Raw genomic sequence first — 23,984 nt, forward strand, 5'->3', positions numbered from 1 at the left:
CCTGGCTTGAGGCTGCCCTGAAACCCTGCGCACATCCGGGTATAATGAGCAAACTGCCCGTTTTTTGATCACCCATGCAACTCCTCGCCGTCGGCCTCAATCACACCACCGCCCCGGTCTCGCTACGCGAGCAACTGGCGCTGGCGCCTGAGCAGCTGGGCGAGGCGGTACAGGCGGCGCGCGGCTGGTTTTCGCGCTTCAATACCCACGGCGAAGACGAAGCGGCCCTGCTCTCGACCTGCAACCGCACCGAGATGTATGCGGCCAGCGGCGCGCCCGATCCGCTCGACGCCTCCGCGCGCTTCCTCGCCGATTACCACCGGCTGAATTTTTCCGAACTGCGTCCGCACCTGTACATGCTGCCGCAGCACGACGCCGTGCGCCATGCCTTCCGCGTCGCATCCGGCCTCGATTCGATGGTCCTCGGCGAAGCCCAGATCCTGGGCCAGATGAAGGATGCCGTGCGCGTGGCCGACCAGGCCGGCGGCCTCGGTACCTACCTGCACCAGCTGTTCCAGCGCAGCTTCGCGGTGGCGAAGGAAGTGCGTAGCACCACCGAGATCGGCGCCCACAGCGTGTCGATGGCGGCGGCGGCGGTGCGCCTGTCGGAGCGCATTTTCGACAGCGTCAGCGAACAGAACGTGCTGTTCATCGGCGCCGGCGAAATGATCGAATTGTGCGCCACCCACTTCGCGGCCCAGAATCCGAAATCGATCACGATCGCCAACCGCACGCTGGAACGCGGCGAGCTGCTCGCCAACCGTTTTTCCGGCCGTGCGATCCGCCTCGCCGATTTGCCGGAATTGCTGCCGCAGTTCGACATCGTGATCTCGTCGACGGCGTCGACCCTGCCGCTGATCGGCAAGGGCCTGGTCGAACGCGCCATCAAGGCGCGCCGCCATCGGCCGATGTTCATGGTCGACCTGGCGGTCCCGCGCGACATCGAACCCGAAGTCGGCAAGCTGAACGACGTGTTCCTGTACACCGTCGACGACCTGGCCGACGTCGTGCGCAGCGGCGTCGAAAGCCGGCAAGCCGCCGTGGCCCAGGCCGAAGCCATCATCGACACGCGCGTCCAATCGTTCATGCACTGGGTCGGCGACCGCGCCGTGGTGCCGGTCATCCGCGACCTGCACGAATCCAGCGAAGTCCTGCGCCTGGCCGAACTGGAGCGCGCGAAAAAGCTGCTGGCCAAGGGCGAAGACATCGACGCGGTGCTCGAAGCGCTGTCCAAGGGTCTCACCGCCAAGTTCCTGCACGGCCCGCAGCAGGCGCTGCACCGTGCCCAGGGCGACGAGCGCGCGCGCCTGGCCAGCCTGCTGCCCCAACTATTCCGCGGCCGCCGTTAGCGTCCTCCTCTGTCGTTTGCCATGTGCGCGGCAGCGATCGTGCCGCGCGCCCTGCCGCCCTGCGCGGCCCGTCCGTTCTCTCTCGTCTACTACACTATGAAACCATCCATGCTGGCCAAGCTGGACCAACTGGCCAACCGCCTCGTCGAACTGGACGAGCTCCTGATGTCCGAAGGCGCCACCGCCAACATGGACAATTTCAGGAAGATGAACCGCGAGCACGCCGAACTGGGGCCGCTGGTGGCCGTGTACCACCAGTACCAGACCGCCCAGGGCGACATCGCCGCGGCCCAGGACATGCTGGCGGACCCGGAGATGAAGGAATTCGCCCAGGACGAGATCGAGGCCGCCAAGGGCCGCCTGGCCCAGCTCGATCTCGAGCTGCAGACCATGCTGCTGCCGAAGGACGAGAACGACGAGCGCAACATCTTCCTCGAGATCCGCGCCGGCACCGGCGGCGACGAATCGGCGCTGTTTGCCGGCGACCTGCTGCGCATGTACACGCGCTATGCGGAGCGCAACCGCTGGCAGGTGGAAATCGTGTCGGAGTCGAGCTCGGACCTGGGCGGCTACCGCGAAGTCATCGCGCGCATCATCGGCAACGGCGTGTATTCGAAACTGAAATTCGAATCCGGCGGCCACCGCGTGCAGCGCGTGCCGGCCACCGAGACCCAGGGCCGCATCCACACCTCGGCCTGCACGGTGGCGGTGATGCCGGAAGCGGACGAAGTCGAGGACGTCAACATCAACCCGGCCGACCTGCGCATCGACACCTATCGCGCGTCCGGCGCCGGCGGCCAGCACATCAACAAGACCGACTCGGCCGTGCGCATCACCCACCTGCCGACCGGGATCGTGGTCGAGTGCCAGGACGACCGCAGCCAGCACAAGAACAAGGCGCAGGCCATGAAAGTCCTGGCCGCGCGCATCAAGGACGTGCAACTGCGCGAACAGCAGAGGGAAGAAGCCGCGACCCGTAAAAGCCTGATCGGCTCCGGCGACCGCAGCGAGCGCATCCGCACCTACAACTTCCCGCAGGGCCGCCTGACCGACCACCGCATCAACCTGACGCTGTATAAGCTCGACATGATCATGGACGGCGACCTGAACGAACTGACGACCGCGCTGTCGGCCGAGCACCAGGCCGAACTGCTGGCCGCCCTCGGCGATTGACAATTCGGGGTCAGAGCAGAATTTTTGCTCTGACCCCGAATTTTTCACCGATTGTGCTCTGACCCCGAATTGGGGTCGCAATGTGCGAAAATCGCAAGATCACTTACATCAGGAAAAGCTTCATGCCCGCCTCCCGCAAGATCCTGCTTCTCATCGCTGCCGTCAGCCTCGCCCTGGTCGGTGCCGCCCTGTATCTGCAGCACGCGAAAGACATGCTGCCCTGCCCGCTGTGCATTATCCAGCGCTACCTGTTCCTGGGCGTGGCCATCTTCAGCCTGGTCGGCGCCTTTGCCGGCAAGGTCAAACTGTGGACCGGCGTGGCACTGCTGTCGGCGTTGGGCGGGCTCGGCGTGGCCGGCAAGCACCTGTACGTGCTCGCGCACCCGGGCTTTTCCTGCGGTATCGATCCGATGGAGACGGTGCTGAACAAGATCCCGACCGCGACCCTGCTGCCCTGGGCGTTCCGCGCCGACGGCCTGTGCGAAGCGGCGCTGGACAACGTGCTCGGGCTGTCGGTGCCGCAGTGGTCGGCGCTGTGGTTCGTGCTCCTGGGCCTGGCATTGGTCTGGGTGCTGGCGCGCCGCGCACGCTGATGGCCGCGCCGTCTCCACTCGTTCCCGGCACCACGGTCGGCGCGGCGCAGGCAGCGCTGCCGCTCGACCCGCTCGAAAACCGCATCCTGCTGTGCCATGCGACCGGGATGACGCGGGTCCAGTTGATCACCCAGGCCGGACGCGCGCTGGACCAGGATGAAACGGCGCGCCTGAATGCGCTGGTGCGGCGCCGGTTTGACGGCGAGCCGATCGCCTACATCGTCGGCAAGCGCGAATTCTTCGGCCTCGACTTCCAGGTCAGCGAGGCCGTCCTGATCCCGCGCCCCGACACCGAACTGATCGTCGAACTGGCGCTCGAACGTCTGCCGCAACCGGGACAGCGTTGCCGTGTGCTCGACATGGGCACCGGCAGCGGCGCCATCGCGGTGGCACTGGCCCACACCCGGCCAGATGCCGCGGTCAGCGCGCTCGACCTCAGCCCGGCGGCGCTGGCGGTGGCGCAGGCGAATGCGGATGCCAACGGCGTGCGCGTCCGCTTCCTGCAAAGCGACTGGTTCGCGGCCCTGGCGCCGGGCGAGACCTTCGATCTGATCGCCTCGAATCCACCCTACATCGCGGCCGCGGATGAACACCTGTCGCAGGGCGACCTGCGCTTCGAACCGAGCGGCGCCCTCACCGATTTCGCCGACGGCCTGTCGGCGCTGCGCATCATCATCGAGGGCGCGCAGGCGCGCCTGGAAGCGGGCGCCTGGCTGCTGCTGGAACACGGCTATGACCAGGCGGCCGCGGTGCGCGCGCTGCTGCAGGAACACGGCTACAGCGAGGTGCAGAGCTGGCGCGACCTCGGTGATATCGAGCGCGTCAGCGGCGGCCGCGCGCCGCGCTAACGCCTATTCATAACGCAGCGCGTCGGCCGGATGCAGGCGCGACGCCGACCAGCTCGGATACAGCGTCGCCACGAACGCCAGCAGGATCGACACCCCGCCGCTCCAGCCCACGTCCGCCCAGCGCAGCTGGGACGGGATCTCGCTGATGAAATAAATGTCCTTCGACAGGAAGTGCAGGCCGAACACGCGTTCGATGAAGGGCACGATCACGTCGACGTTGAGCGCCACCAGCACCCCGAGGCCGACCCCAAGCAGCGTCCCCAGCACGCCGACCAGCGTGCCCTGCACCACGAAGATCTTCATGATCGAGCGCGGCGATGCGCCCAGCGTGCGCAGGATCGCGATATCGGCCTGCTTGTCGCGCACCGCCATCACCAGCGTCGACACCAGGTTGAAGGCGGCCACCGCCACGATCATCGTGATAATGATGAACATCATGCGCTTCTGCGAGCCGACCGCCGCGAACCAGATCGCGTTCACCTGCGACCAGTCGCGCATGATCAGCTCCCCGGACATGCTGTGCTGCAGCTCGGCTGCCACCTGGGGCGCTGCATACAGGTCGGCCAGGTGCAGGCGCAGGCCAGACGGCGCCGGCAAGCCCTGCACGGCCATCGCGTCTTCCAGGCTGACGAAGGCGAGCGAGGAATCGAACTGGAAGTGCCCGGCCTTGAAGGTACCGGCCACCGTGAAGGTGCGCGAACGCGGCGCACCGGCCAACTGCCCGCCCTGCGCGCCGCCCGGCGCCAGCAGCATCGTCAGGCGGTCGCCGGCCTTGACACCGAGCGCTTCGGCCAGCTCATTGCCCAGCACGATGTTGAACGACCCTGGCTGCAACGCCGCGAATGCGGTCGAGTGCTGCGCCACCTTCGACACCTTGGCTTCCTCGGCGGGCAGCACGCCGCGCACCAGCGCCGGCTTCATGGTGCCTTCGACCACCAGCATGCCCTGCATGTCGACGAAGGGCGCGGCGGCGCGCACGCCCGGATTGCGCAGCGCCTCGCTGGCCGAGCGGCGCCAGTCCGGCAGCACGCCGCGCGCGTCGAACACTTCGATGTGCGCCACCACCGACAGCATGCGGTCGGTGACTTCCTTCTGAAAACCGTTCATCACCGACAGCACCACGATCAGCGCCGCCACGCCGAGCGCGATGCCGGCCACCGAGATCCACGAAATGAAGGAAATGAAACGGTTACGCCCGCTGCGCTTGCCGGCGCGCGTGTAGCGCAGGCCGACCCACCATTCATAGGGCATGTCTTTAATGATGCTCATGGTTTCCTGACAAATATTCAATCCGGCGCAGTGTGCCACACAATGCGCACGCACGGGATGGCGCAGGCCACCCGGCGCAGCCCGTTGTGCGCCTTTGTTACAATGGGTGCCCCATCCCCGGAGCCCCGCATGCCTCGAACCCGACTGCCCGCGGCCCGGCAGCGCGCGGCGCGGCTGCTGGCGGCCGCGCTGCCGCTGTTGCTGACCCCGCTGCTGTCGACGCCGCTGTCGACGCCGTTGTCGATCCTTCTGCTGCTGGCGCCGCTGCCGGCAAGCGCCACCGAACTCCCTGCCGACGTCCCCGGCCAGGCGCGCGCCCTGTTCGAACGCGACTGGCAATGGCGCCTGAAGCACCAGCCGGCATTCGCCACCGCCGTCGGCGACCACCGCTACGATGCCCAGCTGGCCGACAGCTCTCTGGCCGGCGCGCTGAAAGCGGTCGAGCACGAACGCCGCATGCTCGAGCTGGCGCGCCAGCTCGACCCGGCCCAATTGACAGGCCAGGAGCGCCTGTCCTGGGAGCTGTTCGTGGCCGACAAGGAAAGGCGCCTGGCGGTCGCCAGCTTCGTGCCCTTCGATCCGCAGCCGATCAGCGTCCAGGACGGCATCCAGTTGCGCTTCCCTCGCCTGGTCGCCCAGATGCCCTTCGTCACCGAAGCCGACTACCGCAACTACCTGGCGCGCCTGCAGGCGCTGCCGCGCCACATCGACGGCATCGTCGAGCAGCTGCATGAAGGGATGCGCACCGGCTGGGTCGCGCCGAAGCGCGTCATGGCCGGCGTGCCGGACCAGCTGCGCAACCTGCGCGAGCACCTGGCCGACGGCGCCGTCTCCGCCCCCTTGCGGCGCCTGCCGGCCACCATCCCCGCCGAGGTGCGCGCCCAGCTGGCCGCCGACGGCACTGCTGCCCTGCAGGCGCTGGCGCCGGCGCTGCAAAAGCTGGAAGACGTGATCCGCAACGACTATCTGCCGGCGGCACGCCCGACGATCGCCGCATCGAGCCTGCCCGGCGGTCCGTCCTGGTACGCGCTGCTGGTAAGGAACGCCACCACCACCGCCCTGACGCCGGCCGAGATCCACGCACTCGGCCTGAAGGAAGTTGCACGCATCCGCGCCGAGATGGCGCCGGCCATCCAGCGCACCGGTTTTCGCGGCACCCTCCCCCAGTTCTTCGTCTTTGCGCGCAGCGATCCGCGCCTGTTCACCACCGACGCCGACGCATTGCTGAACCGCTACCGGCGCACCCTGGCCCGCGTCTACGCCCACCTGCCGCTGCTGTTCGCGACGATTCCGCCCGACGAGCTGGCGGTCAAGCCGCTGCTGGATGCGCAGGCCGGCCAGGGCGGCGCTGCCTACGAGGCGGGCAACGCCGCGCGCGTGGCGGCGCTGGTGGTCAACACGGCGCGCCTGGATACGCGTCCGCTGTGGGAAGTCGAGACCCTGGCCCTGCACGAGGGCGTGCCCGGCCACCACCTGCAGGTGGCGCGCGCCCAGTCGATTCCCGACCTGCCGCCGTTCCGCCGCAATGCCTGGTACGGCGCCTACGGCGAGGGCTGGGCGCTGTATGCCGAAGGCCTCGGCCCCGAACTGGGCCTGATGCGCGATCCGTTTTCGGATTTCGGACGCCTGGCCGACGAATTGCTGCGCGCCGCCCGCCTGGTGATCGACACCGGCATCCATGCGCGCGGCTGGACCCGGCAGCAGGCGCTCGACTACTTGAACGCGACCACCGCCAACCCGCCGTTCGACAACGAGGCCGAAGTCGACCGCGCGATTGACCATCCGGGCGAACTGCTGGCGTATAAAATCGGCCAGCTGCGCATCCTGGCGCTGCGCCGCAAGGCCCAGGCGGTGCTGGGCGGGCGTTTCGACGTGCGCGCCTTCCACGAGGCCGTGCTGGGCCAGGGCGCGCTACCGCTCGACCTGCTGGAGCGGGAAGTCGAACGCTGGATCGCGGCCCAGGCCACGCCGCCGCCGGCGCAGCCGCCCGCCCAGGGAGCCGATCCAGCGCCGCCGCCGGCGCCCCCGCAGGGCAGCGCCCAGGTGCCCGAACAGGTGCCCGATCAGGCGCTGTTCGGAGCGCCGCAGCTGGCGCCAGGTTAATACAATCGTCATATTGCGCGGTGCCCGGCGCGCTTGGCCGTTTTCGGTTACTCTCTGCACCTTCAAAGCAGTACAGTATAAGAAAGGAAATTCCGTGTCGAACCAACTGACCCGCCGCCTGGCCCTGCTGGACGACGATGCCCACCGCGGCCTGCTGTTGCAGGGCCTGCGCGGCATCGAGCGCGAGACGCTGCGCGTCGACAGCCAGGGCCGTCTGGCGCGGACACCGCACCCGGTCCAACTCGGCGCCGCCCTGACCCATGCGCAGATCACCACCGATTACGCGGAAGCCCTGCTCGAATTCATCACGCCGGCCGAGCACGACATCGGCCTGGCCCTGAACCGCCTGGACGCGATCCACCGCTACGCCTACACCAAGCTCGACGGCGAGATGCTGTGGAGCCAGTCGATGCCGTGCGACTTGCCGTCCGAAGAAGACATCGAGATCGCCTGGTACGGCACATCGAACATCGGCATGCTCAAGCACGTGTACCGGCGCGGCCTGGCCCTGCGCTACGGCAAGGCCATGCAATGCATCGCCGGCATCCACTACAACTACTCGTTGCCCGAGCAGCTGTGGAAAGTGCTGGCCGAGAGCGAAGGCATCGCCGAGGAACGCCGCCATGCGCTGCGCGATTTCCAGTCCGAAAGCTACATCGCGATGATCCGCAACTTCCGCCGCTATAGCTGGCTGCTGATGTACCTGTTCGGCGCTTCCCCGGTGCTGGCCACGGGCTTCCTGCGCGGCCGCGAGCACAATCTCGAGACGCTGTCCGACGACACCCTGTACCTGCCGTACGCCACCAGCCTGCGCATGAGCGACCTGGGTTACCAGAACGACGCCCAGTCCGGCCTGCGTCCGCACGAGAACAGCCTGGAAAGCTACGTCACCTCGCTGATGGACGCGGTCAACCGCCCGTATCCGCCGTACGCCGACGTCGGCACCAAGAAGGATGGCGAATGGGTGCAGCTGTCGACCAACATCCTGCAGATCGAGAACGAATACTATTCGACCATCCGCCCCAAGCGCGTGATCCGTACCGGCGAGCGTCCGGTGCAGGCGCTGTGCAACCGCGGCGTGCAGTACATCGAGGTGCGCTGCCTCGACATCGACCCGTTCGAGCCGGTCGGCGTGGCGCTGGAAACCGGGCGCTTCCTGGACGCCTTCCTGCTGTTCTGCGCGCTCGAGGAAAGCCCGATGATCAATGCGATGGAAGGACAGGTCCACGCCCGCAACTTCGCGCGCACCGTCAAGGAAGGCCGCCGCCCGGGCCTCACACTCACCCGCAACGACGCCGAAGTGCCGCTGCTGGAGTGGGCTGCCGAGCTGCTCGAACGCATCCGCCCGCTGGCCGAACTGCTCGACAGCGAACACAATTACGCCGGCGCGCACCTGTCCGCGCTCGAGCTGCAGAAGGCCAAGGTGGCGAACCCGGACAAGACCCCGTCCGCCCGCGTGCTGGAAGAAGTGCGCGCGCTCGGCTCGTTTGCCAAATTCGGCCTGCAACAGAGCGAACTGCACGCCCGGGCGCTGCGCGCCGAACCGCTGATGGCGGCGGAAGTGGCGCTGTTCGACGAGACCGCGCAAGCGTCACTGGACGAGCAGGCCAGGATCGAGGCGGCCGACAGCGGCAGCTTCGACGATTTCGTGGCGGCGTACAACAGCAGTACACTGTGCAGTAATCACCAGGGCTGACGCAGCGGCGAGCGCCCGACGCACCGTTAGCTTAAAAACCGTCGCCCCCGCGAAGGCGCGAACAGTGCCACTGGCACTGTTCGCGCCAAGTTTGCACAAGCGACCGGTGCGCTTGCAGAACTTGGATCCCCGCCTGCACGGGGGCGACGTGCTGATGTAAGCAGCAGGATCAGCGCAGCAGTTTTTCGAAGTCCCGGCCGAGAGAATACCTTGCTCACCTTCTTCAACGAACACCACGCCCACCACAGCCCGCGCGCCGTCCCCCGGCCCGGCGCGCCGCTCCCGTGTTCCGAGAAACCCGAGCGCCTCGACCTCATCGTGGCCGAACTGCACGGCCGCGGCCTGGGCCAGATCGTCACCCCGCACGGCGTGTCCCTGGCCTCGCTCGAGCGCGTGCACACGCCGCGCTACCTGCACTTCCTGCGCAGCGCCTGGAGCGGCTGGCTGGCCCTCGATCCGCGCAACGCCGGCAGGGACATCCAGCCCGCCGTGTGGCCGGCGCGGATGCAGCGCCACGACATCGAACCGGACGATTTCACGGGCCGCCTCGGCCTGTATGCGATGGACGGCATCACCCCGCTCACGGCCGGCACCTGGATCGCCGCCAAGACCGGGGCCGATTGCGCGATCAATGCGGCGCACGCGCTGCGCCTGGGCGAACATGCCAGCTTCGCCCTCACCCGCCCGCCCGGCCACCACGCCGGCGCCGACCATTTCGGCGGCGGCTGCTTCCTCAACAATGCGGCGCTGGCGGCCCAGCACCTGCTGGACGATGGCCTCGAGCGCGTCGCCATCCTCGACCTCGACGCCCACCACGGCAACGGCACCCAGGGCATTTTCTATGGCCGCGGCGACGTGCTGTTCGTCTCGATCCACGCCGACCCGCACGCTGCCTACCCGTATTACTCGGGCCACGCCGACGAGACCGGGGCCGGACCGGGGGCCGGCGCCAACATGAACCTGCCGCTGGCGCGCGGCGCCGGCAGCACGCAGTGGTTTGCGGCGCTGGAGACGGCATGCCTTAAAATGGCGGGCTTCGCGCCGCAGGCGCTGGTGGTCTCGCTCGGCGTGCAGTCGCACTTCGGACTGGGGACGGCCGACTTCCTGCGCCTCGGCGAACGCCTCGGCTACCTCGGCCTGCCCACTGCCTTCATGCTCGAAGGCGGCGACGCCGGCCCGGCGCTCGGCGTCGACGTGGTGAACGTGCTCGACGGCTTCGAGACTGTCGCTTGAGTATGCTCTGACAACCCCAACCTGATAGAACGAGAACGATGATTGAATGGCAGTGGAGCCGCTTCGCCGACCTGACGGCGGCGCAGCTGTATGAGATGCTGGCGCTGCGCCAGCAAGTGTTCGTGCTGGAGCAGACTTGCCTGTATCCGGACATCGACGGCCTGGACCCGGGCGCCCACCACCTGCTCGGCTGGCGAACGGTGAACGGGAAACGCGAACTGGCGGCTACCCTGCGCTGCCTGGCGCCGGGCGCCAAGTACGCCGAGATGTCGCTCGGCCGCGTGGTCACCAGTCCGGCCATGCGCGGCACCGGGCTGGGACGCGAGCTGGTCGCCCAGGGCATCGCCTGCGCGGTGCGCCTGCACCAGGGCCACGCGATCCGCATCGGCGCCCAGGCGCATCTGGAGAATTTCTATGGCAACTTCGGGTTCGTCACCGTGTCCGCACCCTACGACGAAGACGGGATCATGCACATCGACATGATCCGCGCCGCGGAACCTCTATAAACCTGCTGCGCGTTGCATATTCGGCCTGCGATGCTCGCTGTACATCCGTACAGCTGCGCTTCTCGACCAAATCTGCGGCCGCTCGCTACGGTTTCTAGAGGTTCCTTTTATTTGAGGTGACCCGAGCGGGTCGGATCCGGCATGCGGAACGCCACGATCGCGGCCAGCAGGCACATGAAGCTGACGTACCAGTAGAAGTGCGATTCGGTGCCGGCCTGCTTGAACCACAGCGCCACGTATTCGGCCGAGCCGCCGAAGATGGCGTTGGCGACCGCGTAGGACAGGCCCACGCCCAGCGCACGCACCTCGACCGGGAACATCTCGGCCTTGATCAGGCCCGAGATCGAGGTGTACAGGCTGACGATCGCCAGTGCGCACACGATCAGCACGGCCGCCATGATCGGGCTTTGCACGCCGCGCAGCGCGAACATGATCGGTGCGGTGCAGAGCGTGGCCAGCACGCCGAAGCCGATCATCGCGTTCTTGCGGCCGATGCGGTCCGACAGGGCGCCGAACACCGGCTGCAGGACCATGTAGATCAGCAGGCAGACGGTCATCACGCCGCTGGCGGTCTTGGTGCTCATGCCGACCGTGTTGACCAGGTACTTCTGCATGTAGGTGGTGAACGCGTAGAAGATCAGCGAGCCGCCGGCGGTAAAACCGAGCACGGTGACGAAGGCGCGCCCGTGGTTGCGCAGCAGCGCGCTGACGCTGCCCGCGGCTTCGCTCTTGCGTTCGGTCGAGGTGGTGGTTTCATGCAGCGAACGGCGCAGCCACAGCGACACCAGGGCCGACGCGGCGCCGACCACGAACGGAATGCGCCAGCCCCAGGCCACCAGTTCCTCGTGGCTCAGCAGCAGTTGCAGGATGCCCAGCACCAGCAGCGCCGACAGCTGGCCGCCGATCAGGGTCACGTACTGGAAGGACGCATAAAAACCCTTGCGGCCGGGTTCTGCCACCTCGCTCATGTAGGTGGCGCTGGTGCCGTATTCTCCGCCCACCGACAGGCCCTGGAACAGGCGCGCCAGCAGCAGCAGCGCCGGCGCCGCGGTGCCGATCATGGCATAGGTCGGCAGTACGGCGATCATCAGCGAGCCGCCGCACATCATGAGCACCGAAATCATCATCGAATTCTTGCGGCCGTAGCGGTCGGCGATGCGGCCGAACATCCAGCCGCCGATCGGGCGCATCAGGAAGCCGGCGGCGAACACGCCGGCCGTGTTCAGCAGCTGGGTGGTGGGATCGCCCTTGGGGAAGAACGCCGACGAGAAGTACAGCGCGCAGAACGAGTAGATATAGAAGTCGAACCACTCGACCAGGTTGCCCGATGAGGCGCCGACGATGGCCCACACCCGCTGGCGCGGCGTGAGGTCGTGGATGGCTTGGGCTTCCGTACTGTCTCTTGCTGTCATTGCGATCTCCAGGTTTTCGTTGGTACGCCAGGGCGTGGCTGACGAATTCCCGGGTGGATCCGCTACGGCCGACGCGGCCAGGCGGCCTAGGATAGCATTTCCATATGATCGACGCTGTATGTACCGTGTCAGAAAGTTATCACGGAGCGGGCGGCGTGGCGCTGCTGTCCACGCTGCGCCATGCGCCATGCGCCGGCGGCGGCACGGATCCGGCCGGCGCTGGCGCTCAGGGAAGAGCTTATTTGACGGCGGTGAGCGCGATGTCGAACACCAGGCCGGCGTTCGGCGGAATCTTGCCCTGCCCGGTGCTGCCGTAGCCCAGGTTCGACGGCACCAGCACGGTACGCTTGCCGCCGACTTTCATGCCTTGCACGCCCTGGTCGAAGCCGGCGATCAGCTGGGTCGAACCGACGACATAGGACAGCGAGCCGGTATCGAACTGGGTGCCTTTATGGTCGGTCGCGGTGGCGCTGTACAGCCAGCCGGTGTAGGTGACGGTGGCGGTCTTGCCGCTGGTGGCTTCGGCGCCGGTGCCGACCGTGGTGTCGGTCTTGGTGAAGGCGGACGGGTTGGCGACCACCACGTTGCTGCCGGCATCGTTATCGCCGCCACCGCAGGCGGTCAGGCTGAGGGCGAGGGAGGCGGCCAGCAGCACGCCGGCGAGGGGAGACTTCAGTTTCATGCGGGTCCTTGGTAAGAAAACCTCAACCTTACCTGCAGACCGCATGCCACATGTACATTTTTTGTAATGCCGTGTCGTCCAAGCGTCCTTAAATTTCCACCTGCGTCCCCAGCTCGATCACCCGGTTGGCCGGGATCTGGTAGTAGTCGGCGGCGGTGCGCGCATTCCTCTGCATCGCCACGTACAGGTGTTCGCGCCACGGCATCATGCCCTGGCCCGGCACCGAGATCACGGTCTGGCGCGCGATGAAGAACGAGGTTTCCATCATCTCGAATTCAAGGTCTTTCATGGCGCACAGGCGCATGATGTCGGGGATGTTGGCCTCGTCCTTGAAGCCGTAGCTGACGTTCAGCTGGAAGCAGTTGTGGCCCAGCGCCGTCACCTGCAGCTGCTCGGACTGGGGCACGTAGGGCTCTTCGCGGATGTGCACCGTCAGGAACACCACGCGCTCGTGCAGCACCTTGTTGTGCAGCAGGTTGTGCAGCAGCGCGTGCGGCACGCCGTCGGTTTCGCCGCGCAGGAAGATGGCGGTGCCGGCCACCCGCGCCGGCGGCGCCACGAACAGCGACTGCAGGAAGTCGTCGAGCGGGATCGCATGCTTTTCCAGGTTCTCGAACACCAGCTCGCGGCCACGCTTCCAGGTCAGCATGGTGGTCAGCAGCACCGCGCCCAGCAGCAGCGGGAACCAGCCGCCGTGCAGCAGTTTCAGCGTGCTGGCCGAGAACAGCGCGATGTCCATCACCATGAACAAGCCGGTGGCGCCGATGCACAGCCACAGCGGCAAGTGCCAGCGGTAGCGGATCACGAAGAAGGTGAGGAAGGTCGTGGCGAACATGGTCGCTGTCACCGCGATGCCGTAGGCACCGGCCAGCTTGTCCGACGAGCCGAAGCCGACCACCGCGATCAGCACCACGATCAGCTGCAGCCAGTTCACGGCCGGGATGTAGATCTGGCCGATCTCGCTTTCCGAGGTGTGCATCACACGCATGCGCGGCAGCAGTCCCAGCGCGATCGCCTGCTTGGTCATCGAGAAGGTGCCGGAAATCGTCGCCTGCGAGGCGATCACCGCCGCCATGGTCGACAGCACCACCAGCGGCAGCACGCTCCAGCTGCCGAGCTGGTGGAAGAATGGGTTCTCGACCGTTTCCGGATGCATGATCAAGAGGCCGCCCTGGCCCAGGTAGTTCAGCGCCAGCGCCGGGAACACGACCAGGAACCAGGCCACGCGGATCGGCTTCTTGCCGAAGTGGCCCATGTCGGCGTACAGGGCCTCGGCGCCGGTCAGCGACAGCACCACCGCGCCCAATGCGACGAAGGCGATGAACTTGTTGCGCACCATGAATTCGATGGCGTGCCACGGATTCAGCGCCTGCAGGATCACCGGCGCCTGCACGATGTTGATGATGCCCATCACCGCCAGTACGACGAACCAGACGATCATGATCGGACCGAAGAAGCGGCCGATGCCGGCGGTGCCGTGTTTTTGCACGCTGTACAGGACCAGCAGCACGGCGATGGTCAGCGGCACCACGTATTTTTCCAGGCCCGGCGTGGCCACTTCCAGGCCTTCGATCGCGCCCAGCACGGAAATGGCCGGCGTGATCACGCTGTCGCCGTAGAACATGGTGGCGCCGATCACGCCGATCACCATCAAGACGTAATGCCAGCGCGAGTGGCGCGTGACCGAATTCATGGCCAGCGCCATCAGCGCCATGACACCGCCCTCGCCGCGGTTGTCGGCGCGCAGCACCAGCGTCACGTACTTGAGCGACACGATCATCGTCAAGCCCCAGAAGATCAGTGACACGATGCCCAGCAGGTTCGGCGTGTTCAGCGGCAGGCCGTGGGTCGGATCGAAGATGGTTTTCAGCGTGTACAGCGGACTGGTGCCGATGTCGCCATAGACGATGCCGACCGCCGCCAGGGTCAGCGCGGCCAGGCTGCTTTTGTTATGTTGCGACAAGTTTTCACCTTGGTTGTTCCGGTGCGTTGCACAATAGAATAATAGACAAGGAAAGACAAGCCAGGCCTTCCGGCACGCGGCTTATTTTCCAACATTTTCTCAAAGTTTTTGTTCAGGCAAGACCGCAGTCTGCCCCATCTGCCGAGGCATGGGCGCGCGGCTCGGCGGCGACCCCTGCCGCATAAATACGGGGTTCCAGCAGAGTGGCGCCGCTTCGGGGATAATGTCGACCCGATAATTTTTTCATCTTTCCATGCGCACCGGCATCCTGTCCGCTGCCCTCGCCTTCCTGTGCTGGGGCCTGTTTCCACTGTATTTCCACGCCATCGGCGAAGTGCCGCCACTGCAGATCCTGGCCCACCGCATGCTGTGGTCGCTGCTGTTCCTGGTGATCGTGCTGGTGCTGCGCCGCCAGTGGGCGTGGCTGGCGCTGGTGCGTCAGCCACGCGTGTTCGGCAGCTTTGCGGCATCCGCCCTGCTGCTCAGCATCAATTGGCTGATCTACATCTGGGCCGTGAACAACGGCCACGTAATCGAGGCCAGCCTGGGCTACTTCATCAACCCGCTGGTCAACATCATGTTCGGCTACCTGCTGCTGAACGAACGCCTGCGTCGCGCCCAGTGGATGGCGATCGCGGTGGCCGCCCTCGGCGTCGCCTGGCTGACCTGGCAGGCCGGCACCGTGCCCTGGATCGCGCTGGCGCTGGCGGCGTCCTTCGGCGGCTATGGCCTGCTGCGCAAGACGGCCAAGCTGGGCGCCCTGGAAGGCTTGTCGTTCGAGACCATGGTGCTGTTCCCGCTGGCGGCCGGCTACGTGACCTGGCTGACCATACATGGCCAGAACGCCTTCATCAACACCCCGTCCGACACCACGCGCCTGCTCCTGATCGCGGCCGGGCCGATCACCGCGATCCCGCTGCTGCTGTTCGCCTCGGGCGCGCGCCAGATCCCGTTATCGGTACTGGGCCTGCTGCAATACCTGTCGCCGACGCTGCAATTCCTGCTCGGCGTCTGGCTGTTCCACGAAGCGTTTACGGCGGACCGCCTGGTCGGCTTCGCGCTCATTTGGCTGGCGCTGGCCCTGTTCGCCATCGAAGGCTTGCTGCGCCGCCCTGCCCCTGCCCAGGCTTGACGAAACACAATTCGGGGTCAGAGCACAATTGTTGGCTTGTTACGGCTGCCTTCCAGAGCGAAGTCGCTGCCGCAAAGCGTAAAACTTGTGCTCTGACCCCGAATTTTTACAGTATCCTGTCGTCCTTATTTCACATCGAATCACTCATCACATGGCCAATTACGTCTACACCATGAACCGCGTGGGCAAGATCGTCCCACCGAAGCGTCAGATCTTGAAGGATATTTCCCTGTCCTTCTTCCCGGGCGCGAAGATCGGCGTGCTGGGCCTGAACGGCTCCGGCAAATCGACGCTGCTGAAGATCATGGCCGGCATCGACACCGACATCCAGGGCGAAGCGCGCCCGATGCCGGGCCTGAACATCGGTTACCTGCCGCAGGAACCGCAGCTGGATCCGGAAAAGACCGTGCGCCAGGAGGTCGAAAGCGGCCTCGGCGAAGCCTTCGAGGCGCAAGCCAAGCTGGAAGCCGTGTACGCGGCGTACGCGGAAGAAGACGCCGACTTCGACGCGCTGGCGAAAGAGCAGGAACGCCTGGAAGCGATCATCGCCGCGGCCGACGGCGGCAACCTGAACCTGCAGCTGGAAATGGCGGCCGATGCGCTGCGCCTGCCGCCGTGGGATGCCAAGGTCGGCGTGCTGTCCGGCGGCGAGAAGCGCCGCGTGGCGCTGTGCAAGCTGCTGCTGAGCAAACCCGACATGCTACTGCTGGACGAGCCGACCAACCACCTGGACGCCGAATCGGTCGAGTGGCTGGAGCAGTTCCTACTGCGCTTCCCGGGCACCGTGGTCGGCATTACCCACGACCGCTACTTCCTCGACAACGCCGCCGAATGGATCCTGGAACTGGACCGCGGCGCGGGCATCCCGTGGAAAGGTAACTACTCGTCGTGGCTGGACCAGAAGCAGGCACGCCTGAAGCAGGAAGAAGCGACCGAATCGGCACGCCAGAAAGCGCTGGCCAAGGAGCTGGAGTGGGCACGCCAGAATCCGAAGGCGCGGCAAGCCAAGTCGAAGGCGCGCCTGGCCCGCTTCAACGAGCTGAGCGAATACGAATACCAGAAGCGCAACGAAACCCAGGAGATCTTCATCCCGGTGGCGGAACGCCTGGGCAACGAAGTCATCGAGTTCAAGAACGTGTCGAAAGCCTTCGGCGACCGTCTGCTGATCGACAATGTCTCGTTCACGATCCCACCGGGCGCGATCGTCGGCATCATCGGCCCCAACGGCGCCGGTAAGTCGACCCTGTTCAAGATGATCGCCGGCCTCGAGCAGCCGGACAGCGGCGAAGTCAAGATCGGCCAGACCGCGAAGGTGTCGCTGGTCGCCCAGACCCGCGAAGACCTCAGCAACACCAAGACCGTGTTCGAGGACGTCACCGGCGGCGCCGACATGCTGAGCGTCGGCCGCTTCGAGATGCCGTCGCGCGCCTATCTCGGCCGCTTCAATTTCAAGGGCGGCGACCAGCAGAAGGTGGTCGGCAACCTGTCCGGCGGCGAACGCGGCCGCCTGCACCTGGCGAAAACCCTGTTGCAGGGCGGTAACGTGCTGCTGCTGGACGAACCGTCGAACGACCTCGACGTCGAAACCCTGCGCGCGCTGGAAGATGCGCTGCTGGAATTCGCCGGCAGCGTGATGGTGATCTCGCACGACCGCTGGTTCCTGGACCGCATCGCCACGCACATCCTGGCCTTCGAAAGCAATTCTCAAGTGACCTTCTTCGACGGTAACTACCAGGAATACGAAGCTGACAAGAAGAAGCGCCTGGGCGAAGAAGGCGCCAAGCCGAAGCGTATCCGCTACAAGCCGCTGACCGCATAAGCCGAGTCGTATCCGCGCCACAGCGGAGTCGAAATCCGAAAAAAACCCAGGCATCGATCCGGTGCCTGGGTTTTTTTGTTATTAAATACATCGATATGCGCCGCATCTGCAGATAATTTTTGCGCGGAAATGAACCGGCCTCATTTTGAAGCCATGTGTAGAATCGACCGACGTTGAGATTGTTCAAGCCTCGCTTGACACCAGGTTCATGACCCATTACCGCGATAACCGCGTTCCAGGCGGGACGTTCTTCTTCACGGTGCGCTTGTTGGACCGCAACAGCACCTTGTTGACAGACCACTTCTCGGCATTTGGCGAAGCCATGCGCCAGGCCCGGACCCGCAAGCCCTTCCACGTCGATGCCTGGGTCGTACTGCCCGATCATGCTCACACGATCTGGACCCTGCCCCCGGGCGACCAGGATTGCGCGATGCGCTGGCGCGCGGTGAAAATCGCCTTTTCCAAAGCCCTGAACAAAGCCTGCCTGCCGGGCTTGCGCGTGGCCGGCAGCGGTGAAGCGATCTGGGAACGCCATTACCACGATCACTTGATTGCCGACGACGACGAATACACGGCCTTGATCGATTACCTGCACGGCAACCCGGTACGCCACGGTTTGTGCCAGCATGCGGCCGAGTGGCAGTGGTCGTCGGTGCACCGCTTCGTCGCCTCCGGTTTCAAGCCGCCCGAATCGCCCCTGCCGCCACCGCCGTGGATGCGCTCGGGCGTGTCGCAGGCGCTGCCCTACGCGAATCCCCTGCGTTGATGCTCAAGCGCAGCAAGCAATAAAAAAGGGACCCGCAGGTCCCTTTTTCTATTTACCGCTTACGCCGGCATCAGAAGCTGTAGCGTGCACCCACGGTCAGCACGTTCGGGCTGGCGCCGAAGTCCTTGCTCTTGCCGTAGCGCTCGTATTCGGCAACCAGGCCAACCTGCTGGTTCACCTTGTATTGCACGCCGACTGCGCCGTAGGCATCGGTCGCGTGGTCCTTGGTGGTCAGGCCGGCGATGCTCAACTCACGCTGGCTGTTCTGCAGGCCCAGCTTGCCGTACACGTCGAATTTCTCGTTGATCGGTGCGGTTGCCTTGGCAGCGACGTAGTAGCCGTAGCCCTTGGTTTCGCCACGGGCGGTGGCGGTGTTCACGTCAGCCTTGCGGAAGTCGGTGTAACCAGCTTCGACGCCCCAGTTCTGGTTGAATTCATAACCACCGAAGATCTTGCCCGAGGCCTTGTAGCCGTCGCTGTTGAAACCGTTGCCGTCTTCATGATCGGCGCTGGCGACACCCACACCCAGGTAGGCGTGGCCAGGGGTGGTGGTGTCCTGTGCTTGTGCTGCGGACATGGCGGCGGCGCTGGCGATCAGGGCAACGATGAGCTTTTTCATGACGAATCCTTTTGCTTTGTTGGTCTGGTTCGCGATGCAAAGTGAATCGCGATGTAGGCAAGATAGCACTAGGGTTCGTTTGCGTCCGTGCCCATTTGGTAAGAACTGTAAGCAGCTGTAACTTAATGACTCTCCGTTCAGTTATTTTTTGCCGATGGATGTCGAAACTTAAGCGATACTTAAGCGACGTAACGAAAAGTGAGGTTAAGCCGTGCACCCATCGGCTTTGCAGTCTTATTTATGCCATGCAACCAGTATTTCTGCAGCTCACCTGCCATCAATAACAGGCTGGCGTCGGTCAAATCGATTTTGACGGTGCGTTTAGTCAGCTTGTGACGCAGGATGAAGGTGCGGGTTGCCCCCAGGCTGAGCGACGCGATGGCCGGCGCCGGCCCGAGCTCCGGCTCGTCGTCGCTGTGCATGCCCATGCTGTCGGCGCCATCGCGGTAGTAATTCAGTAGCACGCTGTTGTAGCGGTGACCGGTGAGGTCTTCGACCGTGCTGCGCAAGCCGTTCAACAGCGGCGTCATCGGCGCGGGCGCCAGCGTCAGGCCGGAATAGGTGTAGGCCGCTTCGCCGAACCAGGCCGTCAGGCGCGGCTGCAGGTAGCGCTTGCCGTACAGGACGATCGTCTCGGCACGCCACGGTGTTTCTTGAATCAGTTGTTCCAGCACTTGGGCCGGACTGGCCGGCAGCGGCATGCGCGCCAGCATGGCCAGCTCGCCGTCTTCGATCGGGATCGGCACCAGGCTGGCATCGTCGGAGAATAAATCCATTGAGACACTTATAAGACTATGATGGACCCGCCATCGACTTCGTATTTTCTCATGCGTATTTTATGAAAAAACGCCAGTTCCTGGGCGCGGCCATCGCCGGTGCCCTGCCGCTTGCCGCCGATGCCGCAGCGGCCGACCGCGGCCCGGCCTCGCGCGGCCCGGCCTCTCGTGGCCCGGCCCTGCTGACCGTCACCGGCGCCATCGCCCGTGCCAACCGCGGGCCGTTCGACCCGGTACTCGACCAGATGATGCACAAGCAGGGCCTCGGCTTCGCCAAGGCTTACACCTTCGACCATGCCGCCCTGCTGCAACTGGTGCCGCACACGATCCGGCCGACGCTCGAATACGACGGCAAGCCGCACACGCTGCGCGGACCGCTGCTGCTGGACGTAATGGGAAGTGCCGGCGCCAAGGTCGGCGACCGCACCACCCTGGTATTGCGGGCGGTGGATGGCTACAGCGTCGAACTGAACGGCGCGCAGGCAGGTACGCGGCGCGTCATCGTGGCCACCCATATCGATGGGGCGCCGATGCCGCTGGGAGGATTGGGACCGCTGTGGGCCGTCTACGATGCCGACCGGATCCCGGAGATGGCGGCGCTGCCGCTGGCACAGCGTTTTACGGATTGCCCATGGGCGCTCTACCACATCGAGGTGCGCGCATGACCCTATCTCAAGCGTAGGCTTCGGCGAGGCTCATTACACGCGGCACCACCTTGATGCCGACGTTACCGAACAGGCAATCGATGGCCGCCAGGTTGTTGCTGCACTCGTCTGTCTTCCAGCCGTTGAACAGATCGGTGCCGTTCTTCTGGAAATGCAGGTCGAGCACCTTGCCTTTGTCCCTGTGGACATAGTTTTGCTGGTGGGTGGGTTCAAAGCCGAGTTCGGCCAGCGCGGTCAGCACGGCGTTCGGCGGATTGTCGGGATCGGTCGCCATGAAGATGCCGAAGGTCTTGCCCGGCGGCTTGGCAGCCACGTCGACTTCATAAATGCCGGGTGCCTTGGTGACACTGGTGCTCTTCAAAAAAAGCATGCTGCCCTCCTCCATCCGCCAAGCGGCTTGACCGGCCCGCGGGGTATTGAATAAGTTAGTTGAACTGAGGCAACAAGCTTATTGCAGCGGACGGGCTTTGTCGACGTTTTGCTGATCGAGTTTTGCTTTGGTGCAACAGATGTCAGACTAGGCTTGCTGCAACAGGCCGATCGCACTGCCGGCCACCAGCGCGCCGCAGGCCAGCATGCCGATGATGAAACCGGCTTCACGCTTGGCCGGATCGCGGTAATACCCGAGCGCATACAGGATGCGGCCGCAGCACCACAGCAGCCCGCCGGCGGCGGCCCAGGTGTCGCCCAGCGCCTGCCCGCACAGCCACAGCGGCACCAGCACCAGGGGCAGCTGTTCGAGGGTATTCGCCTGCACCCGCTGGGCACTCTGGAACGGCAGCGGGCCATCCATCGACGGCGCCGCCACGCCATACTTGACGCGCGCCCAGCCGGCCATCACGCCGGTCCAGAAGTAGACGCCAAGTACGGCCAGCATGGTCCACTCGGTTAGTTGCATTTTAGAAGTTCCTTTTGATAAAACGGAAGAATCAGGGCCGGCGCCGGGCCAGGTTGCGGGTGGCCTCGGCCAGCGCGCCGTACAGGCGTCCGCTGGCGCCGTCCCAGGCGTCGACGGCGGCCTGCTGGCGAGAGACCGTCGCCTCGTCGCCGCGCGCGATCGGGCCCGACAGCGCCTGCGCGGCGCCCAGCCGCAGGACGTTGGCCAGGGTCTCGGCGGCCAGCGGGCCGGCCAGTTCGCGCGCCACCGGTTCCGGGATGCCGGCCGCCTGGTAGGCGCGCAGCGCGGCGTCCAACACCGTGGTCAGGTAGTTCGAGGCGAACACCGCAGCCGCGTGGTAGACGGTCTTGGCGGCGGCGTCGATGGCGACGATGCGCGCGCCGGCCGCTTCAAAGGCCGGTACCAGCCGCGCCAGCGCGGCAGCGTCGCCTTCGACCCCGCACCAGGTGCCGTCGAACTGCGCTGCCACGCCGGCCGGGTCGGCAAAGCTGCGCACCGGATGCACGCTGGCGACGGCGGCGCCCGCAAGGCGCAGCGGTTCGAGTTCACTGGAGGCCTTGGCGCCGCTGCAGTGGAACACGACGGCGCCACCCACCGCATGGTCCCGCGCCAGCGCCGTGGCGACGTCGCCAATGCGGTCGTCGGACACCGCCAGCATCCAGACCTCGGCCGGCCGCATCCAGCCGAGCGCGTCGACCGGGTGGCCGGCGCCGATGAAGGCGCAGGCGGCCTGGGCGCCGGCCTGGGAGCGGGTCAGCACGTCCTGCACGGTATAAATGCCGCGCGCGCTGAACACGCGCCCGAGGGCGCGGCCGACGTGGCCGGCGCCGACGATGTTGAGCGAAGGCGCCATGTCAGAAGCGCGAACCCGGCTGCTGCAGGAAGGCCAGCTCTTCCGGCGTCGAGGCGCGGCCCAGGATGGCGTTACGGTGCGGGAAGCGGCCGAAGCGGGCGATCACGCCGCGGTGGCGGTGCGCGTAGTCGAGCATCTCGTCGAAGCCCGGATGGGCGGCGGCCAGCATCGAGAACAGTTCGACCGCCCGCTCCTGCATATACGGGTCTTCGGCATGCTCGAACGGCATGTAGACGAAGGCGCGCCGCAGCGGCGGCAGTTGGCGGTCGGCGCCGCTGTCGACCAGTTGCTGGGCGGCGGCCAGCGCCAGCGCATCGCCGGCAAAGGATCGCGGGGTGTTGCGCCAGGCGTTGCGAGTGAACTGGTCGAGCACCAGCAGGCGCGCCAGCACGCCGTCCGGGCCGGTCGCATCCCACTCGCGCAGGCCGCCGCCGACGGCGGCGTCGATGGCGGCGCCGAAGCGTTCGCGGATGACGGCATCGAAGGCCTCGTTCTTGACGAACCATTCGCGACGCGGCTGTCCGTCAAGGGCGCTGCCGGGCGCGCCGAACCAGAAATCGCGTACCTCGTGTGGGGTCATGCGGTGTCCCATATGGTTAATTACGGGCGTGCGACAGCGAGAAGCCGTCCACGCCTTCGACCGACGACAGCTCGCCGGCCAGCGACGACAGCGGCGCCCCGTTCTGGCCGGCCAACGCCAGCGCGACGAAGCGCCATTCCTGGGCATTCTTTTCGCTGCCGATGGTGAGCGAGCCGCCGGCGATCTCGTAGCCACGCTCGAGCGCGGCCTTGCGCAATACTTCTTCTTCGGGGCGGATGCCGGGCTTGAAGCGCAGCGTCACCGCCACCGCGCGGCGCGAAGGCAGCATGCCGACCGCGCGGTTCAGGTAGATCATGATCATCGCCGAAAAGAAGGCCAGGCCCATCGCGGCCAGGTAAAAGCCGACGCCGACCATGATGCCGATCACCGACGAGGCCCAGATCGAGGCGGCGGTCGTGAGGCCGCTGATGGTAAACCCGGAGCGCATGATGACGCCGGCGCCAAGGAAGCCGATGCCGGTCACCACGCCCTGGATCACCCGCGTGGGGTCGACCAGCGCGGTGGCGGCGCCATGCCCGCCGTACCAGTAATTCGGGTAGCCGGCGATGATGGTCAATCCGGCCGAGGCCATGCACACCAGGCCATAGGTGCGCATGCCGGCGGCGCGGCCGTGATAGGAACGCTCGTAGCCGACCATCAGGCCGAGCAGCAGGGCGCCGGCCAGGTTCAGCAGGATCAGGCCATTGGTCACCAGTTCGGCCGGCGACCAGTAGGCCGCGACCAGGCTCGACATCGTCAGGCCCGACTCGTTCACGATCGCCTGGTTAGTCAATCTTTTTCCTGACCAGCTGCTTCTCGAACTCGAGATCGTTCTTGCTGACGCGTTTGACTTCCTGCGGTCCGAGGCCGTTGACGAAGGCCACGAAGTCGTCCATCTCGAGCGGCGCGCACAGCGGCGGCGCGCCCGGCTTTTCGGACAGGAAGAACAGGCCGTCGCCGGTGCGCGCCATCGAATACGAGGTGATGCCGCTGCGGCGCTTGAGGCGGTCGACGGCGGCGCTGGCGCGGGTGGAACGGGAACTGGCCAT

Annotated in this window: 24 protein-coding genes; 12 read left to right on the top strand and 12 right to left on the bottom strand. The window is 65.8% G+C overall.

Translation table 11 applies throughout. The annotated features are described in order from the left end of the window. Positions 1–74: 74 nt before the first annotated feature. The 4 genes from hemA (at position 75) to prmC (ending at position 3,963) form a co-directional block, all read left to right on the top strand. A complete protein-coding gene (gene hemA / locus U1H99_RS13890; protein ID WP_323142325.1) occupies positions 75–1,349 on the top strand; it encodes a glutamyl-tRNA reductase in 1,275 nt (424 codons plus the stop codon). Positions 1,350–1,445: 96 nt separating this feature from the next. Beyond that, positions 1,446–2,522: a peptide chain release factor 1 gene (gene prfA, locus U1H99_RS13895; RefSeq protein ID WP_323142326.1), complete on the top strand. Its 1,077-nt coding sequence runs from the start codon at positions 1,446–1,448 to the stop codon at positions 2,520–2,522. Positions 2,523–2,644: 122 nt separating this feature from the next. Beyond that, the gene (locus U1H99_RS13900) at positions 2,645–3,115 is read left to right on the top strand and encodes a disulfide bond formation protein B (RefSeq protein WP_323142327.1); all 471 of its coding nucleotides are present in this window, start codon (positions 2,645–2,647) and stop codon (positions 3,113–3,115) included. Then, the gene (gene prmC / locus U1H99_RS13905) at positions 3,115–3,963 is read left to right on the top strand and encodes a peptide chain release factor N(5)-glutamine methyltransferase (protein ID WP_323142328.1); all 849 of its coding nucleotides are present in this window, start codon (positions 3,115–3,117) and stop codon (positions 3,961–3,963) included. Before U1H99_RS13900 ends, prmC begins: the two co-directional genes overlap by 1 nt. Before the next feature lie 3 nt (positions 3,964–3,966). Here the strand turns inward: prmC and U1H99_RS13910 are convergent, their stop codons facing one another. Then, positions 3,967–5,232: a lipoprotein-releasing ABC transporter permease subunit gene (locus tag U1H99_RS13910; RefSeq protein WP_323142329.1), complete on the bottom strand. Its 1,266-nt coding sequence runs from the start codon at positions 5,230–5,232 to the stop codon at positions 3,967–3,969. Positions 5,233–5,361: 129 nt separating this feature from the next. Between U1H99_RS13910 and U1H99_RS13915 the strand changes: the two genes are divergently transcribed. From U1H99_RS13915 to U1H99_RS13930, 4 genes are all read left to right on the top strand, one after another. Then, on the top strand, positions 5,362–7,335 hold the full coding sequence (locus U1H99_RS13915) for a DUF885 domain-containing protein (RefSeq protein WP_323142330.1): 1,974 nt from the start codon (positions 5,362–5,364) through the stop codon (positions 7,333–7,335). A gap of 94 nt (positions 7,336–7,429) precedes the next feature. Then, on the top strand, positions 7,430–9,031 hold the full coding sequence (gshA, locus tag U1H99_RS13920) for a glutamate--cysteine ligase (protein ID WP_323142331.1): 1,602 nt from the start codon (positions 7,430–7,432) through the stop codon (positions 9,029–9,031). 210 nt (positions 9,032–9,241) lie between these two features. Then, positions 9,242–10,264 carry a histone deacetylase family protein gene (locus tag U1H99_RS13925; RefSeq protein WP_323142332.1) on the top strand — a complete coding sequence of 341 codons (1,023 nt, stop codon included), beginning with the start codon at positions 9,242–9,244 and terminating at the stop codon, positions 10,262–10,264. A 38-nt stretch (positions 10,265–10,302) separates the two neighbouring features. Next, positions 10,303–10,770, top strand: a complete 468-nt coding sequence (locus U1H99_RS13930) for a GNAT family N-acetyltransferase (protein WP_323142333.1) — start codon at positions 10,303–10,305, stop codon at positions 10,768–10,770. A gap of 107 nt (positions 10,771–10,877) precedes the next feature. Here U1H99_RS13930 and U1H99_RS13935 read toward each other — a convergent pair whose 3' ends face one another. The 3 genes from U1H99_RS13935 to U1H99_RS13945 form a co-directional block, all read right to left on the bottom strand. Then, entirely contained in the window at positions 10,878–12,182 is a 1,305-nt protein-coding gene (locus U1H99_RS13935) for an MFS family transporter (protein ID WP_323142334.1), read from the bottom strand. 238 nt (positions 12,183–12,420) lie between these two features. Continuing rightward, a complete protein-coding gene (locus tag U1H99_RS13940) occupies positions 12,421–12,864 on the bottom strand; it encodes an FKBP-type peptidyl-prolyl cis-trans isomerase (protein ID WP_323142335.1) in 444 nt (147 codons plus the stop codon). Positions 12,865–12,952: 88 nt separating this feature from the next. Next, positions 12,953–14,827: a potassium transporter Kup gene (locus U1H99_RS13945; RefSeq protein ID WP_323142336.1), complete on the bottom strand. Its 1,875-nt coding sequence runs from the start codon at positions 14,825–14,827 to the stop codon at positions 12,953–12,955. Between the two features lie 253 nt (positions 14,828–15,080). Between U1H99_RS13945 and rarD the strand changes: the two genes are divergently transcribed. The 3 genes from rarD (at position 15,081) to U1H99_RS13960 (ending at position 18,544) form a co-directional block, all read left to right on the top strand. Further along, complete coding sequence (rarD, locus tag U1H99_RS13950; protein ID WP_323142337.1) at positions 15,081–15,959, top strand: EamA family transporter RarD; 879 nt, start codon at positions 15,081–15,083, stop codon at positions 15,957–15,959. 151 nt (positions 15,960–16,110) lie between these two features. Beyond that, a complete protein-coding gene (ettA, locus tag U1H99_RS13955) occupies positions 16,111–17,778 on the top strand; it encodes an energy-dependent translational throttle protein EttA (RefSeq protein ID WP_323142338.1) in 1,668 nt (555 codons plus the stop codon). Between the two features lie 208 nt (positions 17,779–17,986). Beyond that, positions 17,987–18,544 (top strand): REP-associated tyrosine transposase, encoded by a 558-nt coding sequence (locus U1H99_RS13960; RefSeq protein ID WP_323142339.1) that lies wholly within the window; start codon positions 17,987–17,989, stop codon positions 18,542–18,544. A gap of 70 nt (positions 18,545–18,614) precedes the next feature. Here the strand turns inward: U1H99_RS13960 and U1H99_RS13965 are convergent, their stop codons facing one another. Together U1H99_RS13965 and U1H99_RS13970 are read right to left on the bottom strand one after the other, a co-directional pair. Next, positions 18,615–19,163 (bottom strand): porin family protein, encoded by a 549-nt coding sequence (locus U1H99_RS13965; RefSeq protein WP_323142340.1) that lies wholly within the window; start codon positions 19,161–19,163, stop codon positions 18,615–18,617. Between the two features lie 179 nt (positions 19,164–19,342). Further along, positions 19,343–19,939 carry an alpha-ketoglutarate-dependent dioxygenase AlkB family protein gene (locus U1H99_RS13970; RefSeq protein WP_323142341.1) on the bottom strand — a complete coding sequence of 199 codons (597 nt, stop codon included), beginning with the start codon at positions 19,937–19,939 and terminating at the stop codon, positions 19,343–19,345. A gap of 62 nt (positions 19,940–20,001) precedes the next feature. On the opposite strand from U1H99_RS13970, the gene U1H99_RS13975 reads away from it, so the two are divergent. Next, the gene (locus U1H99_RS13975; protein WP_323142342.1) at positions 20,002–20,604 is read left to right on the top strand and encodes a putative pterin-binding protein; all 603 of its coding nucleotides are present in this window, start codon (positions 20,002–20,004) and stop codon (positions 20,602–20,604) included. A 7-nt stretch (positions 20,605–20,611) separates the two neighbouring features. On the opposite strand, the gene U1H99_RS13980 is transcribed toward U1H99_RS13975, so the two are convergent. The 6 genes from U1H99_RS13980 to U1H99_RS14005 all read right to left on the bottom strand — a co-directional run bounded on the left by U1H99_RS13980 (position 20,612) and on the right by U1H99_RS14005 (position 23,984). Further along, positions 20,612–20,974 (bottom strand): hypothetical protein, encoded by a 363-nt coding sequence (locus U1H99_RS13980; RefSeq protein ID WP_323142343.1) that lies wholly within the window; start codon positions 20,972–20,974, stop codon positions 20,612–20,614. A gap of 147 nt (positions 20,975–21,121) precedes the next feature. After that, positions 21,122–21,502 carry an MAPEG family protein gene (locus tag U1H99_RS13985; RefSeq protein ID WP_323142344.1) on the bottom strand — a complete coding sequence of 127 codons (381 nt, stop codon included), beginning with the start codon at positions 21,500–21,502 and terminating at the stop codon, positions 21,122–21,124. A gap of 31 nt (positions 21,503–21,533) precedes the next feature. Continuing rightward, positions 21,534–22,355 carry a Rossmann-like and DUF2520 domain-containing protein gene (locus U1H99_RS13990; protein ID WP_323142345.1) on the bottom strand — a complete coding sequence of 274 codons (822 nt, stop codon included), beginning with the start codon at positions 22,353–22,355 and terminating at the stop codon, positions 21,534–21,536. A 1-nt stretch (position 22,356) separates the two neighbouring features. Further along, positions 22,357–22,935 (bottom strand): DUF924 family protein, encoded by a 579-nt coding sequence (locus tag U1H99_RS13995; protein ID WP_323142346.1) that lies wholly within the window; start codon positions 22,933–22,935, stop codon positions 22,357–22,359. A 16-nt stretch (positions 22,936–22,951) separates the two neighbouring features. Next, positions 22,952–23,689, bottom strand: a complete 738-nt coding sequence (locus tag U1H99_RS14000; RefSeq protein WP_323142672.1) for an MgtC/SapB family protein — start codon at positions 23,687–23,689, stop codon at positions 22,952–22,954. 31 nt (positions 23,690–23,720) lie between these two features. Further along, the gene (locus U1H99_RS14005) at positions 23,721–23,984 is read right to left on the bottom strand and encodes a hypothetical protein (protein ID WP_323142347.1); all 264 of its coding nucleotides are present in this window, start codon (positions 23,982–23,984) and stop codon (positions 23,721–23,723) included.

The organism is Massilia phyllosphaerae, assembly GCF_034659755.1.
Lineage (GTDB): Bacteria > Pseudomonadota > Gammaproteobacteria > Burkholderiales > Burkholderiaceae_D > Telluria > Telluria phyllosphaerae.